The sequence below is a fragment of the Patulibacter sp. genome (assembly GCF_030655195.1).
In the GTDB taxonomy this organism is placed as follows: domain Bacteria; phylum Actinomycetota; class Thermoleophilia; order Solirubrobacterales; family Solirubrobacteraceae; genus Patulibacter.
In genome coordinates, this window is the sequence record NZ_JAURWA010000147.1 from 19603 (window position 1) to 34271 (window position 14669).

The window sequence follows — 14669 nt, forward strand, 5'->3', positions numbered from 1 at the left end:
TACGCCGGTCCGCGGCCGGAGCTGCGCGTCGTCCCCGGAACGCTGGTGGGGACGGGGATCGCGCCCACCCCGGAGGACCGGGGCGGGACGCGGCCCGTCGGGCGGGCTACTGCCCGGGGACCCAGAGCCGGCCGCCGCCGGGGCCCTCGGGCTCCGGCTTGCCGCCGCCGGTCGAGCTGGGGCCGCCGGGCTGGCCCGGGGCGGGCGTGCCGGCCTGCTGGGCGAAGGCGACCTGCAGCTGCGAGAGCGCCTGGTCGACCTGGCTCGCGTTGGGGCCGAGCAGCGGTGCGGCGAGGGGCTGCAGCGCGCGGATGACCTCGATGGCCAGGCCGAGCTGGTCGAGGTCGGGCGCGCCGGCCTCCTCGGCGCTGCCGGCGAGGCCCGCGCGGCGACCGCCGAGCTCGATGAAGCTGGCCAGCGACTGGACGAGGACCTCCTCGACGCGGATGTTCCGCATCTGCTCCTCGTACGCCGCCATCATCTCCTCCTGGGTGGGCTGCGGGCCGCCGTCCTGCTGCGGGCCGCCGTCCTGCTGCGGGTCCTCGGCGTCGGGCTGTCCGGTCGGGTCCTGGGTGCTCACGTGGATCGCTCCTGTGCGTCGTCGTCGTCGGGGGAAGCCGGGTAGGTCGCCTGGGTCTCTGCGACGGCGGCCGCGAAGGCCTCCGCCGGCGAGGCCCCGTCCGCGACGCGGTCGCGCTGACGCTCGGCGCCGTTGCGCTCCGGGAACACGGGGTCGATGCCCTGCTCGGCGCGGACCGGTGCGGTCCAGGCCAGCAGGCGGTCCAGGGCGCCGGCCGACGGGTACTCCTCGCGGGCGTCCCAGTCCACGAGGCGCCCGGAGCGGCCGTTGCGGATCGCGCGCCAGAGGTTCTCCTCGATCAGGCGCGCCGGGAGGTGCTCGACCGGGCGGCCCTCGTCGTGGTCCCGGGCGGCCTGCAGCGCGCAGGCGACGATCAGGCCGGTCAGGGCCTCGGACTCCTCGGCGGTGCTCTGGGCGTCGCAGATGCGGATCTCGACGGTGCCGAAGGAGATGTGCGGCCGGACGGACCACCAGACCTGCGTGTACTCCTGGATCGAGTCCGTCGCCTGCAGCAGCTCGACGTAGGAGCAGAACGCGCGCCACGAGCCGAAGGCGTCCGGGACGCCGCAGCGCGGGAACGACTTGGTGAACGTCTGGGTCCGGGCCGAGTGCAGGCCGGTGTCCAGGCCGTCGACGAACGGGGAGTTGGACGAGAGCGCCAGCAGCATCGGCAGGACGGGGCGCAGCCGGTCGCAGACCGCGATCGCGCGGTCGGGGTCGCGGATGCCGACGTGCACGTGCAGCGAGAACGTCGCGTTGCGGCGGGCGACCCAGCGCAGCCCGTCGACGACGCGGCGGTAGTGCTCCGTGTCGATGAACGTCTGGTGGCGGTAGTCGTCCCAGGGGTGCGTGCCGGTGGCGCCCAGGCGGATGCCCATCCGCGAGGCGTGGGCGAAGAGCCCGTCGCGGTGGACCCGCTGTGCCTCCAGCGCCTCGCCGAGGTTCTCGCCCCGGCCCGAGCGGATCTCGATCTCCGTGCGGATCAGCTCCCCGGCGACGGAGACCGCGAGGACCGGGTCCTGGGCCGTCGAGGCGCTGAGCTCCTCGAAGCGGGGGACGAGGTCGAGGGTGGACTCGTCGAGGAGCATGAACTCCTCCTCGATCCCCACCGTCCCGTCGGTCCCGGTGGCGTACGCGGCGGTGGCCGCGGGCAGGTCGATGGCGGCGTCGGCGCCCATCAGCGGGCGGCCTTCGCGCTCGTCTCGAGCAAATGGATCACTAGGCGAGGTAGTAGTACAGGGCGTGGAGCAGGTCCACGGCGGGGCTCGACGTGTGCACCGTCACCTCGGGAGGCGTGCGGAGCAGGGTGCCGCTGTAGTTGAAGATGATCTGGACGCCGGCGTCCACGAGCTCGTCCGCGAGGCTCTGTGCGGCCTTCGCCGGCGACGCGATGACCCCGACGACGACCTCGTTCTCGCGCACGACGTCGACGAGGTGCCGGACGTCGCCGATCGTCAGGTCGCCGATCGGGGTGCCGATCTTCCCCGGGTCGTTGTCGAGCACGGCCACGACGTCGAAGCCGTGGTCGGCGAAGACGTCGGACCCGGCGATCGCGCGGCCGAGGTGGCCCGCGCCGAGCAGCACGATGCCGACGTGCGTGCTCGTGTGCAGGATCGAGCGGATCTTGACGACCAGTTCCTCGACGTCGTAGCCGACCCCGCGCTTGCCGAAGCGGCCGAAGCCGGAGAGGTCGCGCCGGATCTGCGTCGAGTTGACGTGCGTGTGGGCGGAGAGCTCCTGCGAGCTCATCGTCCCGCGGCCCATCTTGCGGGCCTGGGTGAGCGTCTGCAGGTAGCGCGAGAGGCGCTCGGCCTGGCCGACGCCCAGGCGGACCTCGGGGACGACGGGCTCGGCGGGCGCGTCGGACTCGATCTCGGTGGTCGTGACGACGTCGCCGGCGTCGATCACCGGGGCGGCGGGGCGGGCGATCGGCCGCAGGGGCTGGGCGGCGATGCGCCGCGCGGCGACCGCCGAGAGCGGCGTGGCCGTCGAGGAGCCCCGGACGCCCTCGGCCCCGCCGACGGCGGCACGGCGGGCCTGGACGTCGCGCACGGCGCTCAGGACGCGCCCGGCGTCGACGGCGAAGTCGCAGAGCTCCTCGCCGGCGACCGCGACGACGGGGATCCGCTCGAGGTAGCGGGCGTGCAGGCGGTCGTCGCGCTCGATGTCGACCGTGCGGACGGTGAACGGCTCCTGCTCGCGCAGCACCTCGAGGTCCGCCAGCGCGTCGGCGCACAGGTGGCAGCCGTCGCGCAGGAACACGACGACCTCGATGGGCGGGGCGGGCACCTCCATAGGTTCTCATGCACGGCCGCCCGGGCGGTGGCTCGGGGGCGACGGGGCCGGCGTGTCGTCCCGGCCGGTCGGCCCCCGACGCGCGGGCGGCGGGGCGCTCAGCGCGCGGCGGCGGTCCGTCGCTGCCCGGTGGCGTAGGCCTCGAGCCCGGCGACGTCGGCCTCCGCGAGCGCCGGGCGGTGGCGGGCCACGGCGGCGATCATCGCGGCGTTGTCGGTGCAGAGGGAGCGGTCGGGGATCGCCACCTCGGCGTCCAGCGCGCGGAGCCGCTCGCGCAGCGGACCGTTGGCCGCGACGCCCCCGCCGACGGCCAGGCGCCGCAGGCCGGTCGCCCGCAGCGCCCGCTCGACGCGGACGGCGAGGGTCTCGACGACCGCCCGCTGGTACGACGCGGCGAGGTCGGCGCGGCGGGCCGACGCCTCCTCGTCGCCGAGGTCCCGCACCTTGTAGAGCAGCGAGGTCTTCAGCCCCGAGAACGAGCAGTCGAGACCCTGGACCTTCGCGCCCGTGGGGAACGCGAACGCGGTCGGGTCGCCGTCGGCGGCGAGGCGCTCGAGCGCGGGCCCTCCCGGGTACGGCAGGCCGAGCAGGCGGGCGCCCTTGTCGATGGCCTCCCCCGCGGCGTCGTCGAGCGTGCCGCCGAGCTCCTCGATCGTGCCGGCGTCGTCCACGCGGGAGAGGAACGTGTGGCCGCCCGAGGCGACGAGCGCGACGAACGGCGGCTCGAACGACACGGGCTGCAGCGTGCACGCCAGCAGGTGGCCCTCGAGGTGGTCGACGGCGATCAGCGGCAGCCCGCGACCGACCGCGATCGCCTTCGCGGTCTGCAGGCCGACGAGCAGCGCACCCACGAGCCCCGGGCCGCGGGTGACGGCGACGCGGGTCACGTCGTCCAGGGTAATCCCGGCGGTGCGGAGCGCGTCGGCGACGACGAGGTCGCAGCGCTCGGCGTGGGCGCGGGCGGCGAGCTCGGGGACGACGCCGCCGTACGCGTCGTGGATCCCCTGGCTGGAGATGACGTTGGAGCGGATCTCGCCGTCGTCGGTGACGACGGCCGCGCACGTGTCGTCGCAGCTGGTCTCGATCGCGAGGATCACGAGCGGCCCCGGCGGCGCGGGACGCCCGCGACGTCGGGCACGTCGGGGACGTCCGGGGGCACGGGTCCGCGCGAGCCCGGACCGGCGCCCTCGTCGTCGGCCCCGGGGATGTCGTACGTGCGGCCCTGCAGCGTCGCGGGGGTCCGCCACATGATCAGTGCGTCCTCCCCGTCGTCGCGGTAGTAGCGCCGGCGGACGCCGACGGAGAGGAACCCGAGGTCGTCGTAGAGGGCGCGCGCGCCGCGGTTGGACGGCCGGACCTCGAGGGTCAGGCGGGCGTCGTCGCCGCCCGCCCGCTCGACGACGTGCTCCAGCAGGCCGCGGGCGATCCCCTCGCGCCGTCGGTTGGGGTCGACGCAGACGTTCATGACGTGGAAGGCGTCGTCGTACTTCGAGACGATCGCGTAGCCGACCAGGCCGATCCCCGACGCGGAGCCCTCCGCGCCGCTGCCGAACGCCCTGGCGACCACGCAGAGGCCACCGGACTTGGCGGTCTCGAGGACGAACATCGCCAGGGACCACGGCGCGGCGTAGCTGCGGCGCTCGATCGCGAGGACCTGCGGCATGTCCGAGAACGTCAGGCGCTGGATCGCCACGCCGCGCGCGGTGCCCGTCCGCGGTCGGTCGCCGCGGGGCGGCTCGGAGGAGGAGGGATGGGGGACGGGAGGGGTCACCGGCGGTCCGCGGTCGGCACGGCGTCCGCGTCCCGAACGTACACGGGCCGCACCAGATCCGGCGCCACGACGGGTCTTCCGGCCGCCGCCCGGATCAGCGCCAGGCCGTCGACGCGGTGGGCCGCAGGGTCCTCGGGCACCTCGACGCCGGCCTCGCGCAGCACGTCCGCGAACGCGAGGGCGCCGTCGCCGACCGCGACGGCCGGGGCGACCGACAGGGCGGCCAGCGCCGCGGCGAGATCGTCCTGCGCCGCCGTGAACGGCGCCGGCCCCGAGGCCCGCTCCGCGATCGGATCGGGCTGCGCGTCGGCGTCGGCCCGCGCACCGTGGTCGGCCGGCCCTCCGGGGACGCCCCCCGCGCCGCCGGGTCCGCCGTCCGGGAAGAGGGTGAGGAACAGCTCGCGGCGTCGCGCGTCCTGGACGACGAGCACCGGCCGGCCCTCGTGGGTGCCGCCGGCCCCGCCGACGGCCTCGGCCAGCGCCCAGGGGGTCGGCACGCCGACGAGGCCCGCCCCCGTCGAGAGCGCCAGCGCCCGGCCCGTGGCCACGCCGACGCGGATCCCCGTGAACGTGCCGGGGCCGAGTCCGAGGACGATGCGCCCGACGTCGTCCCAGGTGCCACCGGTGCCGGCCAGCACCTCCTCGGCCAGCCCGAGCAGCAGGCGCGTGTGGCCCGGGCGCTCCCCGGGCCCGGGAAGCTCGATCCGCGAGACGCCGGGGGTCCCGCCCGGTCCCGTCGCCCCGGCGACCGTCGCCGGCGTCGCCGTGTCCAGCGCGAGCGTCACGGCACCCACGGGCCCGACGCCCGCAGCGCGACCGGCGTCGCCCGCGGGCCCCGCCGGCCCGGCGTCCGTCATCGCTCCGCCCGCCAGACCAGGTCGACGTCACGACCGTCCCCGCCGGCGTGGGCGAGGGTCACCTCGAGGGCCACCCGGCCGGCCACGAGCTCCGCCGCGACGTCCGGCCACTCGACGAACGCGACGACGTCGCCGTCGAGCTCCTCCGCGATCAGCTCCTCGTCGTCCTCCCCCAGCCCCGCGAGGCGGTAGAGGTCCAGGTGCGCGACGCGGACGCCGTCGCCGTCGTAGCGGTGGGCCAGCGCGAACGTCGGCGACGTCACCCGGACGGCGGCGCCCAGGGCGGCCGCCGCGCCGCGGACGAGCGTCGTCTTCCCCGCCCCCAGGTCGCCGCGCAGCAGCACCACGTCGCCGGCCCGAAGACGGCCGGCCAGACCCGCGCCGAGCGCCTCCGTGTCGGCCGCCGAGGAGGTGTGCGCCCGCTCACGCGGGGCCTCGTCGTCCCGACCGGCCGCCCGATCGCTCTCCGGGCCTCGGTCGTCGGGACGCATCGCCGCCGAGTCTACGTCCTCTACGCTTCCCGTTTCGTGCCGCCGACTGCTCCTCCACCGGCCGGGCCCGGCGGCGCCGGTCCCGCTGGTCCGCGCCCTGCCGCCCCCGGCCTGATCGCCCGACTGAAGGCCGCCCGCGAGTCCGAGACGGGCCGCACCGCGGAGCTCGCAGCGGCGAGCATGCTCAACAACGCGATCCAGCTGCTCTTCACGGTGCTGCTGACGCGCCTGCTGGGCAAGACGGGCTACGCGTCGCTCGCCGCGCTCGTCGCCGCCTTCCTGATCCTGCAGGTGTCCGGACAGGCGATGCAGGCGGCCGCGGCCCGCGCGATCGTGCGCTGGACCGAGCGCGGCCACCACGAGCCCTACCGCGAGGTCTGGAGCTGGACCCGCCAGGCGCTCGCCCTCTCCGCCCTCGCGCTCGTGCTGGGCGTTGTCTTCCGCCAGCCGCTGGCGAACCTCATCGGCGTCGGGCCGCACCCGTGGGCGGCGGCGGTGCTGCCCGTGTCCGGCACGCTGTTCCTGCTCGTCTGCCTCCAACGCGGCGCGTTGCAGGGTCTGGGGGACTTCGACGCCGTCGGCGGGTCGATCGTCATGGAGGCGGTGCTGCGCCTGGGCGCGGCGATCGTCCTCGTGACCGCCGGGATGGAGGTCACCGGCGCGTTCGCCGCGGCCCCGATCGCCTTCGCGCTGCTGGCGCTGGGGATGGACCGGAGGCTGCGCAACAAGCACCTCGAGGACCCCGACGCGGTCGGCGAGGGCGACCAGCCGATCCCGTTGTGGCGCCTCGCGCGCTGGGAGCGCACCGTGATCGTGTCGCTGCTGCTCGTGGCGATCATGCAGAACGTCGACACGATCCTCGCCAAGCGCGAGCTCGACGAGTCCGTCGCCGGCTCCTACGCCGCCGCGGCGGTGGCCGCCAAGGCCGTCGTCTGGGTCGCCGTCGGCGTCGCGCTGCAGCTGCTGCCCGAGGCCACCCGTCGCGCCGTCGCGGGCGAGAACCCGCACCCGGTGCTGCGCCGCGCGATCCTCTTCCTCTTCCTCATCGGGATCCCCGCGATCCTCATCTTCATCGCGATCCCGGGCTGGCTCCTGCGGACCGCGTTCGGTCCCGGCTTCGACTCCGCCTCCGGGGCGCTGCCGCTGCTGGGCACCGCCATGCTGCTCCTGTCGATCACGCTGATGGCGGTCCAGTACCTCTCGGCGATCGGCCGCCACCGGCACCTCGTCCCCCTGCTGGTCCTCGCGATCGTCGAGGTGGCGTTCCTCGCCCGCCACGGCTGGTCGGCCACCGAGTTCGCGACGATCGTCCTGGCCTCGCAGGCCGCCGCCGCGGTGATCACGCTCGGGCTGGCGTGGTGGACCCCGCCGGCCGCGGGCGTGCGTGCCGGGACCGCGGACGACACGGTGCCCGACGTCGTCGGCGTGCCGGTGCGCGGCGCGACGGCGGACACGCCGGCCGTCGGCTGAGCCGCCCGGCTCAGCCCGTCGCGCGGTCGATCCGGTCCAGGGTCGGCTCGCCGCCCTCCCCGAGGACGACGTTCTGCGCCAGCGGGATCTGGTGCGAGGCGCTCTCGAGGATGTGCATGAGGTAGCCGGCGGTGTTCGGGAAGACGACGAGGTCGCCGACCGCGACGCCGCGCGGGAAGCGCAGGCGGCGCCAGGTCAGGAGCTCCCGCTCGATGCAGTACGCGCCGACCAGGAACCCCTCGATCTCGTCGTGCGCCGCCTCGTCGTCGTGCGCCGGCGCGACCCCGGGAGGACGCACCACGAGCGGGTCCACGAGGAAGTCGTCCGACGTCGTCCGGCACTGCGTGCGGTTCATCTCGGCCCCGATCAGCCACGTCCCGTCGGCGCGGCGCTTGCGGAACGCCACGCGGGCGACGGTCGCCCCGCAGCCGTCCAGCAGCGACCGTCCAGGCTCGCAGCGCAGCTCCAGGCCCCGGCCGCGCAGGGCCTGGCCCGCCGTCGGGCCGCCGGGACCGACGGGGGTGCCCAGGAGCCCGTCGAGCCACGCGCCTCGCACGGGCGACTGCGCGTAGGGGTAGCCGTTCGGGGAGCCCGTGATCGCGCCGTCGTGGACGCCGAGCCCGAGGCCGTGGCCGCCGAACGTGAGCGCGGGGCCGTCGCCGAGGAGCCCGGCGCGGTGGGCGTCCCAGAAGCGGTCCCACTCGTCGCGGTCGTCGAGGTAGCTCATCGGGATGCCGCCCCCGACGTCGACGAACGAGGGGTCGTGGCCCCGCTCGCGCAGCGCGTCGACCAGTCGCAGGGCCTGCCCCAGGGCGACGGCCCGCTCACCGGCGTCGTAGCCGTCGAGGTGGAAGTGCACCCCGGCGACGCGCGCTCCGGTCGACGGGCCTCCCCCGCCCGCCGGCCACGCGCGGTCGACGAGGGCGAGCCAGGCGTCGACGTCGAGGCCGAAGCGCGTCGGGGGCCGGTCGGGTCCGAGCTCGGGCGCCAGGCGCAGGGCGACGGGGACGGGCGGGCCGTCCGGGCGCAGCAGCGACGTCAGGGCGGCGAGCTCGTCGGCGTTGTCCAGCGCGACGGTCGGGCGCGCCTCGACGCAGAGGCGCAGCAGCGAGACGGGCTTGACCGCGGCGGTCAGCACGATCCGCGACGGATCGACCCCGCGGTCGAGGACCTGGCGCAGCTCGCGCTCGCTCGCGACGTCGATCCCGAGGCCGAGCCGCGCGGCCTCGTCGACCAGCGCGAGCGCCTTGTTGGCCTTGCGGGCGAAGAAGATCCCCAGCTCCAGGCCGTGGGTGGCCGCCGCGTCCTGCAGCTCGCGGGCGTTGCGTCCCATCGGACCCGGGTCCAGGACGTTCAGCGGCGAGCCGTGCGCGTCGAGCCAGCCGGCGAGGTCCCCGGGACGGGCGGCGACGTCGGCCAGCCAGGGCTCGACCCGTCCCGTCAGGGGCGCGAGGCCGCGGCAGCCGTCGCGGAGGTCGGTGCGGCCGGGAGAGGTGGTGCTCATGCGGGATCTCCGACGCGGGGGCGCGCGTCATCGGTGGGTCGGGGGTGCTCGGTGGGGCCGGCCCGCCGGGCGGGTGCCGCGTCCTGCGCGGGGACTGGCGCGTGCGCGGCCCCGGGGCCACCGGCGGCCACCGCGACGGCCACGACACGGCGGGCCCACTCGTCGGCCTGCCGGTGCAGCGTGCGGCTCAGGGTGTCGTGACCGATCACGACGTCCTCCGTCGGCCGGCCGATCGCGGAGAGGCCGGGGACGCGGTCCCCCGCGGCGTCGCGGCAGGCCCCGCCCGGACCGACGTCGAGCCCCCGTCGACCGGGCAGCAGCCGCAGCTCGCCGCGCCGGACGAGCCGGGCCACGGGGCCGTCGTCCTCCGCGGGCACGCCCGGTGCGGAGAGGACCGCGTCGACGACGACGTCGACGGCACGCTCGCCGGCAGCGGAGCGGACCAGCGCACCGGAGCGGACGCCGCCGGGGACGCTGCGGACCGTGGCCCGCGGCGGCACGGCCGAGGCGTCGTCCGGGTCCCGGGCACGGACCGGGTGCACCGATCCCCCGGCCACGTGCGTCAGGTCCACGACGCCCGCCTCCACGAGGGCGAGCAGCTTCGCGACGTTCTCGGCCGACGGGCCGAAGGCGATGCGCTCCAGGCGGGCGGCGAGGGCGCGGAACGCGTCCCACCCGGCGAGGTCGAGCGCGGTGCCGCCGAGGCGTTCGACGACCGCGGGGTAGATCGTCCGCCAGGCGTGCCCGAGCGCCCACTCGGCGCCGGGCGGTCGCGCCCCGACCGCCACGTCCAGCGAGCGGGCGAGCTGCTCGACCGCGGGCTCGTCGACCGGGTCCCCGTCGCGGAGGCGGGCCGCCGGGACCCCGGGGTCGCACGGCGAGCCGACCGCGACCAGCGCGGCCCCGGCCGTCGCCGCGACCGCGTCCCGCAGCCCCTCCACGGTCCCGACTGACCCGCCGCCGAGGGCCCGGACGCGGGCCCGGCCGGCCTCGCCGACGGCGTCCAGTCCCGCCACGTCGCGGTGCAGGTCGTGGGCCGGCTTGGCGACCATCGGCAGCCCGGTGCGCGAGAACGGCACCACGGCCGCGACCCCGTCCGGCCCCGGCTCGTACCGCAGCCGGTGGGCGACCGTGGCGGGCACGAAGCGCCCGCCGCGCCCCTCGGTCAGGGCCAGCGCGGCGTCGATGGCGGTCAGCGCGAACCCGCGGACGGCGACGACCGCACCGGCCGGGACCGCGTCGGGCCCGAGGTGCACGTCGACGGGGAAGACCGCGGGGATCGTCGGGCCGGGCGCGCGGTCGGCGGGCGCCGCGGTCCCGGTCGGGCGGACGTGCCCGGTCGCGAGGAGCACCTCGTCGTGGACGGCCGTCCCCCCGTCGTCGGTCGTGACGCTCCACGTGGTCGCGTCGTCGGCGGCGCCGCCGGCCGGGCCCGGGGCGCCGGGAGCCGTCCCGGCGTGCCCGCCGCGTCCCCCGTCGACCCGGCGGACGTCGACGACCCGCGCCCGCACGACGCGGACCGTCGTGGCGGGGTCGGCGTGGCGGAGGACCGTCGCCAGACCGTCGGCGAGGTACCGGCCGACCGCCGCGCGCGGCACGAACGCCCCGGGATCGCCGTGCCGGCCCGCGTCCCAGGCGGCGAACGACCGGCGCTCGTGCGCCGGGACGGTCGCGTTGCCGGGCCACCACAGGTCGACGTGGACGGCGGCGTTGTTCATCCGCAGGTACGCCGGCTGCGACGGGTCGTAGACGGGCCCCGCGCCGGGGACGGGGTGCGGCTCGTAGGCGACGACGTCCAGCGGGGCCCCGGCCGCCCGGTCCAGCAGGCGCTCCAGCGCGAACAGCCCCTTCGGCCCGAGACCGACCAGCGCGACCCGCAGCGGGGCGGGCTCCCCGCCCCGACGCGCCGCCGCGTCCCGGACGGGCATCGCGGTGCCCCGTCCGTGACCCGTGGCGCCCGGATCGGGCGTCGTGGCTCGCGGCACGACCATCGGGCGCTCAGGCCACCGGGAGCGCGGGGCCCCCGGCGACCAGGTCCGCGAGCCCGGCCGCGTCGCAGTCCAGCTCGCGGGCGACCCAGTCGTCGTCGTAGACCGTCTCGAGGTAGCGCGCGCCGCCGTCGTGCAGGATCGCGGCGCACCGGGCGCCCGCCGGCAGCTCGGGCGCCAGCCGGTCGAACGCGGTCATCAGTCCGCCGGACGACGCCCCGGCGAGCACGCCCTCGCGCAGCGCCAGCCGCCGACACCCGACGACGCAGTCCAGGTCGCTCACGCGGACGAGCCGGTCGTACTCCGCGCGCTCCGAGAGCTCCGTCGGCACGCCGGCGCCGAACCCGGGCAGCAGCCGCGGGCCGCGGGTGCCGCCGAACAGGGCGCTGCCCATGGCGTCGACCGCGACGACCTGCGTGTCGTGCAGGCCGTGGGCGTGCAGCGCGTCGACGCAACCCCGCAGGGTGCCGGTCGTGCTCGTGGCCACCAGGAGCTGGTCGATCCGGCCGTCGAGCGCCTCGATGATCTCCCGCATCGTGCCGTCCTCGTGCGCGACGGCGTTGGCGGGGTTGCGGTACTGGTCCGTGCGGAACGCGCCGGGCGTGGCGGCCACGATCTCGGCGACGAGCGCCAGCCGCGCGGCGAGCAGGTCGCCCGTCGCGGGGTCCGGGCGGGTGACGATCCGGACCTCGGCGCCGAGGGCGCGCATCGCGAGCACGTTGGAGCGGTTGGTGCGGGCGTCGACGACGCAGACGAAGGCCAGGCCGCGCGACCGGCAGGCCTGCGCCAGCCCGACCCCCATGTTGCCCGAGCTCGACTCGACGACCGTCGACCCCGGCCCCAGCAGCCCGCGGTCCCAGGCGTCCTCGATCATCCGCGCCGCCGGCCGGTCCTTGGCGCTGCCGCCGGGGTTGCTCGCCTCGAGCTTGCCGAACAGGTGGACGTCCGCCCGGTCGGGGTAGGCGTGGAGCGCGACCAGGGGCGTGCGCCCGATCGCGCCGAGCACGCCGTCGACGGGCGGCCGGGCGACGGGGGTTCCGGAGGAGAACGGCGAGGGCTGGTCGAGCACGATGCGTGGCGTCCGGCGCACCCGAGGGGTGGGTCCGGGAGGGGTTCCCGGCCGGAGCCTCCGGCCCCTACCCGGGGGTCCTGCCGGGGAACCGGTCCGTCGCCGGGCCCCGCAGTCCGCCGAAGAGCAGCAGCGCCACGGCGACGGGCACGGTCGCCGGCAGGACGTCGACGACCCAGAACAGGAGGTCGAAGACGAACGACAGGCCGAACGTGACCACCGCGGCGAGCACCTGCGTGCGGCGCCGCACCCCCTCCGCCGCGAGCAGCGCGCCGAGGACGCCCGCCACGAAGACGTCGCCGTAGCCCATGGACGCGTAGCCGAACTGCACGAACTGCAGGCGGGGCAGCTCGGCCGCCGGGACCGCCGCGTTGAGCGCCTGGTTCGGGCGTTCGAGGCCGCCGGAGAACACGAGGATCGCGTCGATGACTGCCATCGCCACCAGCGCGATCCGGATCCAGGCGGTCGGCGGGAGGGCCCCCACGACGCGGGCGAGGGCGTCGCGCAGCCGGCGGCCGACCGGGGCGTCGCCCCAGGCGGCCGGCCCCGTCGGGGCGACCGCCTCGGCCGCACCGCCGACCGCACCGACGAGCAGGCGGCCGAGCGCCACGCAGCTCAGGGCGGTGATGAAGAGCGCTGCCCCCTGGCCCAGGCGCTCGCCCTCGAACGCGATCGCGAGGACGAGCGCCGGGACGGCGAGGACCGCCAGCCAGGGCCGGGCGCCGTGCGCCCCCCACCCCAGGGCGGCGGCCGCCAGCGGCGGCGTGGCGACCAGCGCGAGCCACGTCAACCCGACCGCGGCATCGGGCACGACCGCCAGCACGGCGACGACGACCGAGATCGAGAGCGGCAGGACGAGCGACCACGACCGCCCCGCGAAGCGCTGCGCGAAGGCGGGCAGGCCCGCGGCCGGCAGCGCGACGAGGAGCGCCTGCGTGGCGACCAGCACGACGTTCCACCAGGAGAAGGGCAGCGGCCCGATCGTCGACAGCGCCGTCATGGCCCGAAGAGCCCCAGCTGGCCGCCCGGGGCGTCGTCCTCCACGGACGTCGCGGGGGACGGATCCCCGGGTGCGCCGGCGGAGACGGCGCTCCCGTCGTCCTCCCCCGGTCCGCGATCGACGCGCGCAGGCCCGGGCTGGGGCGGCGCCGGCCGGGCCACGAGCTCCGGGAGCAGCGCGAGGTCGGCGCGCAGCAGCTCGACCAGCGCCCCCTCGTAGAGCGCCGCGTCCGGGTGCAGGAGCGGCAGCAGACGGACGGTCCGCGTCCCGATCGTCCGGACCTCGGGGCGACCCCGGACGCCGCGGATCCCCGCGGGGTCCTCCCGCAGCAGCTTCGTGGCGAACGACCCGACGGTGCAGACCACCTTGGGCCGCACGAGCTCGATCTGCCCGTGCAGGTACGCCCGGCAGTTCGCGAGCTCCTCGGCCAGCGGATCGCGGTTGCTCGGCGGCCGGCACTTCAGGACGGTGGTCACGTAGACGTCCTCCCGTCGCAGGCCGGCCTCGCCGAGCAGGTCGGTCATCAGTCGACCGGCGGCGCCGAGCAGCGGCAGCCCCTGGCGGTCCTCTCCCCGCCCGGGCGACTCGCCGACGAGGAGCACGTCCGCGTCGGGGTTGCCCGCGCCGAAGACGACGGTGGTGCGCGCCGCGGCCAGCTGCGGGCAGCGGACGCAGCCCCGCGCGTCGTCGCGCAGGCGCCCGAGCAGGGCACGGCGCTCGGCGGCCGTGGCCGTCGGCGCGGGGGTGACCGGGGACGCGCGCAAGGGGACCGAGGCTAGCGGCCCCCCGCGGGCGGCCGTGCCGCACCGGTCGCCCCTGGCCGGCTCACGACCGCAGAGTGATACCCAAGAAACCCGACCTGGTTTCGCTCCGTTGAGATCCTCGTGCGGAGTGCTACAACTCAGAGAGGCCGTCACCACGTCGTGGGACGGACCTGCCGCAGCACCTCGCACCACACCCTTCTGCACGCGACCGGCATCCCTCCCAGGGAGCTGGACCGGAGACCTGATGGACCTGCGTCCACGCACATCGTCCGATGTGCCCACCCCACGAGTCGCCGTCGTCGGACGAGGGCGCCTCGGCACGGCACTCGCCGCACAGCTCGGCGCCGCGGGCGTCCGGGTCGACGGCCCCCACGGGCGCGGCTTCGACGGTGGCGACGCGGACGTCGTCCTCCTCTGCGTCCCCGACGGCTCCATCGCCCTCGCCGCCGCCGCCTTGCCCACCCGGGACGGGCGCGTCGTGGGCCACTGCTCCGGCGCGACCACGCTCGCCCCGCTCGCGCCGCACACCGCGTTCTCCCTGCACCCGCTGATGACCGTCACGGGGCCCGGCTCGCCGCTGCGGGGCGCCCCGTGCGCCGTCGCGGGCTCCACCCCGGAGGCGCTCGCCGTCGCCGAGGCGCTCGGCACGGCGGTCGGGATGCGGTCCCTGCGCGTCGACGACGCCGACCGCGCCGCGTACCACGCCGCCGCGTCGGTGGCCGCCAACTACCTCCTGGCCGTGGAGGACCTCGCCGACCGCATCGCCGTCGGCGTCGGCCTGGACCGCGCCGCATTGGCGCCGCTCGTGCGGGCCGCGGTGGACGGCTGGCAGGAGCACGGCGCCCCCGCCGCGCTGACGGGCCCGGTCGCCCGCGGCGAC

Annotated in this window: 14 protein-coding genes; 2 read left to right on the plus strand and 12 right to left on the minus strand. The window is 76.9% G+C overall.

Features of this window, described 5'->3' with window-relative positions:
* Positions 1 to 106: 106 nt before the first annotated feature.
* From Q7T67_RS16625 to tsaE, 7 genes are all read right to left on the minus strand, one after another.
* On the minus strand, positions 107 to 580 hold the full coding sequence (locus Q7T67_RS16625; protein ID WP_304792195.1) for a hypothetical protein: 474 nt from the start codon (positions 578 to 580) through the stop codon (positions 107 to 109).
* Complete coding sequence (locus tag Q7T67_RS16630; RefSeq protein ID WP_304792197.1) at positions 577 to 1758, minus strand: YbdK family carboxylate-amine ligase; 1182 nt, start codon at positions 1756 to 1758, stop codon at positions 577 to 579. The genes Q7T67_RS16625 and Q7T67_RS16630 overlap by 4 nt, the downstream gene beginning before the upstream one ends.
* A gap of 40 nt (positions 1759 to 1798) precedes the next feature.
* Positions 1799 to 2869 (minus strand): redox-sensing transcriptional repressor Rex, encoded by a 1071-nt coding sequence (locus tag Q7T67_RS16635; RefSeq protein WP_304792200.1) that lies wholly within the window; start codon positions 2867 to 2869, stop codon positions 1799 to 1801.
* 104 nt (positions 2870 to 2973) lie between these two features.
* Positions 2974 to 3972, minus strand: coding sequence for a tRNA (adenosine(37)-N6)-threonylcarbamoyltransferase complex transferase subunit TsaD (gene tsaD, locus Q7T67_RS16640; RefSeq protein WP_304792203.1), 999 nt, complete (start codon positions 3970 to 3972; stop codon positions 2974 to 2976).
* Complete coding sequence (gene rimI, locus Q7T67_RS16645) at positions 3969 to 4568, minus strand: ribosomal protein S18-alanine N-acetyltransferase (RefSeq protein WP_304792206.1); 600 nt, start codon at positions 4566 to 4568, stop codon at positions 3969 to 3971. Before rimI ends, tsaD begins: the two co-directional genes overlap by 4 nt.
* 74 nt (positions 4569 to 4642) lie before the next feature.
* The gene (gene tsaB / locus Q7T67_RS16650) at positions 4643 to 5431 is read right to left on the minus strand and encodes a tRNA (adenosine(37)-N6)-threonylcarbamoyltransferase complex dimerization subunit type 1 TsaB (protein ID WP_304792209.1); all 789 of its coding nucleotides are present in this window, start codon (positions 5429 to 5431) and stop codon (positions 4643 to 4645) included.
* 68 nt (positions 5432 to 5499) lie between these two features.
* Positions 5500 to 5994 (minus strand): tRNA (adenosine(37)-N6)-threonylcarbamoyltransferase complex ATPase subunit type 1 TsaE, encoded by a 495-nt coding sequence (gene tsaE / locus Q7T67_RS16655; protein WP_304792211.1) that lies wholly within the window; start codon positions 5992 to 5994, stop codon positions 5500 to 5502.
* A 36-nt stretch (positions 5995 to 6030) separates the two neighbouring features.
* Between tsaE and Q7T67_RS16660 the strand changes: the two genes are divergently transcribed.
* Complete coding sequence (locus Q7T67_RS16660; RefSeq protein ID WP_304792214.1) at positions 6031 to 7464, plus strand: lipopolysaccharide biosynthesis protein; 1434 nt, start codon at positions 6031 to 6033, stop codon at positions 7462 to 7464.
* A gap of 10 nt (positions 7465 to 7474) precedes the next feature.
* Here the strand turns inward: Q7T67_RS16660 and Q7T67_RS16665 are convergent, their stop codons facing one another.
* From Q7T67_RS16665 to Q7T67_RS16685, 5 genes are all read right to left on the minus strand, one after another.
* Positions 7475 to 8968: a Y4yA family PLP-dependent enzyme gene (locus Q7T67_RS16665; protein ID WP_304792217.1), complete on the minus strand. Its 1494-nt coding sequence runs from the start codon at positions 8966 to 8968 to the stop codon at positions 7475 to 7477.
* A complete protein-coding gene (locus tag Q7T67_RS16670; protein WP_304792221.1) occupies positions 8965 to 10896 on the minus strand; it encodes an FAD/NAD(P)-binding protein in 1932 nt (643 codons plus the stop codon). Before Q7T67_RS16670 ends, Q7T67_RS16665 begins: the two co-directional genes overlap by 4 nt.
* 70 nt (positions 10897 to 10966) lie before the next feature.
* Positions 10967 to 12025: a 2,3-diaminopropionate biosynthesis protein SbnA gene (gene sbnA, locus Q7T67_RS16675; protein WP_304792224.1), complete on the minus strand. Its 1059-nt coding sequence runs from the start codon at positions 12023 to 12025 to the stop codon at positions 10967 to 10969.
* A 67-nt stretch (positions 12026 to 12092) separates the two neighbouring features.
* On the minus strand, positions 12093 to 13025 hold the full coding sequence (locus Q7T67_RS16680) for a hypothetical protein (protein ID WP_304792227.1): 933 nt from the start codon (positions 13023 to 13025) through the stop codon (positions 12093 to 12095).
* A complete protein-coding gene (locus Q7T67_RS16685; protein WP_304792230.1) occupies positions 13022 to 13789 on the minus strand; it encodes a uracil-DNA glycosylase in 768 nt (255 codons plus the stop codon). Before Q7T67_RS16685 ends, Q7T67_RS16680 begins: the two co-directional genes overlap by 4 nt.
* A 274-nt stretch (positions 13790 to 14063) precedes the next feature.
* Here Q7T67_RS16685 and Q7T67_RS16690 point away from each other — a divergent pair.
* Positions 14064 to 14669, plus strand: a 606-nt coding sequence (locus Q7T67_RS16690) for a Rossmann-like and DUF2520 domain-containing protein (RefSeq protein ID WP_304792233.1), incomplete at its 3' end; no start/stop codon positions are given.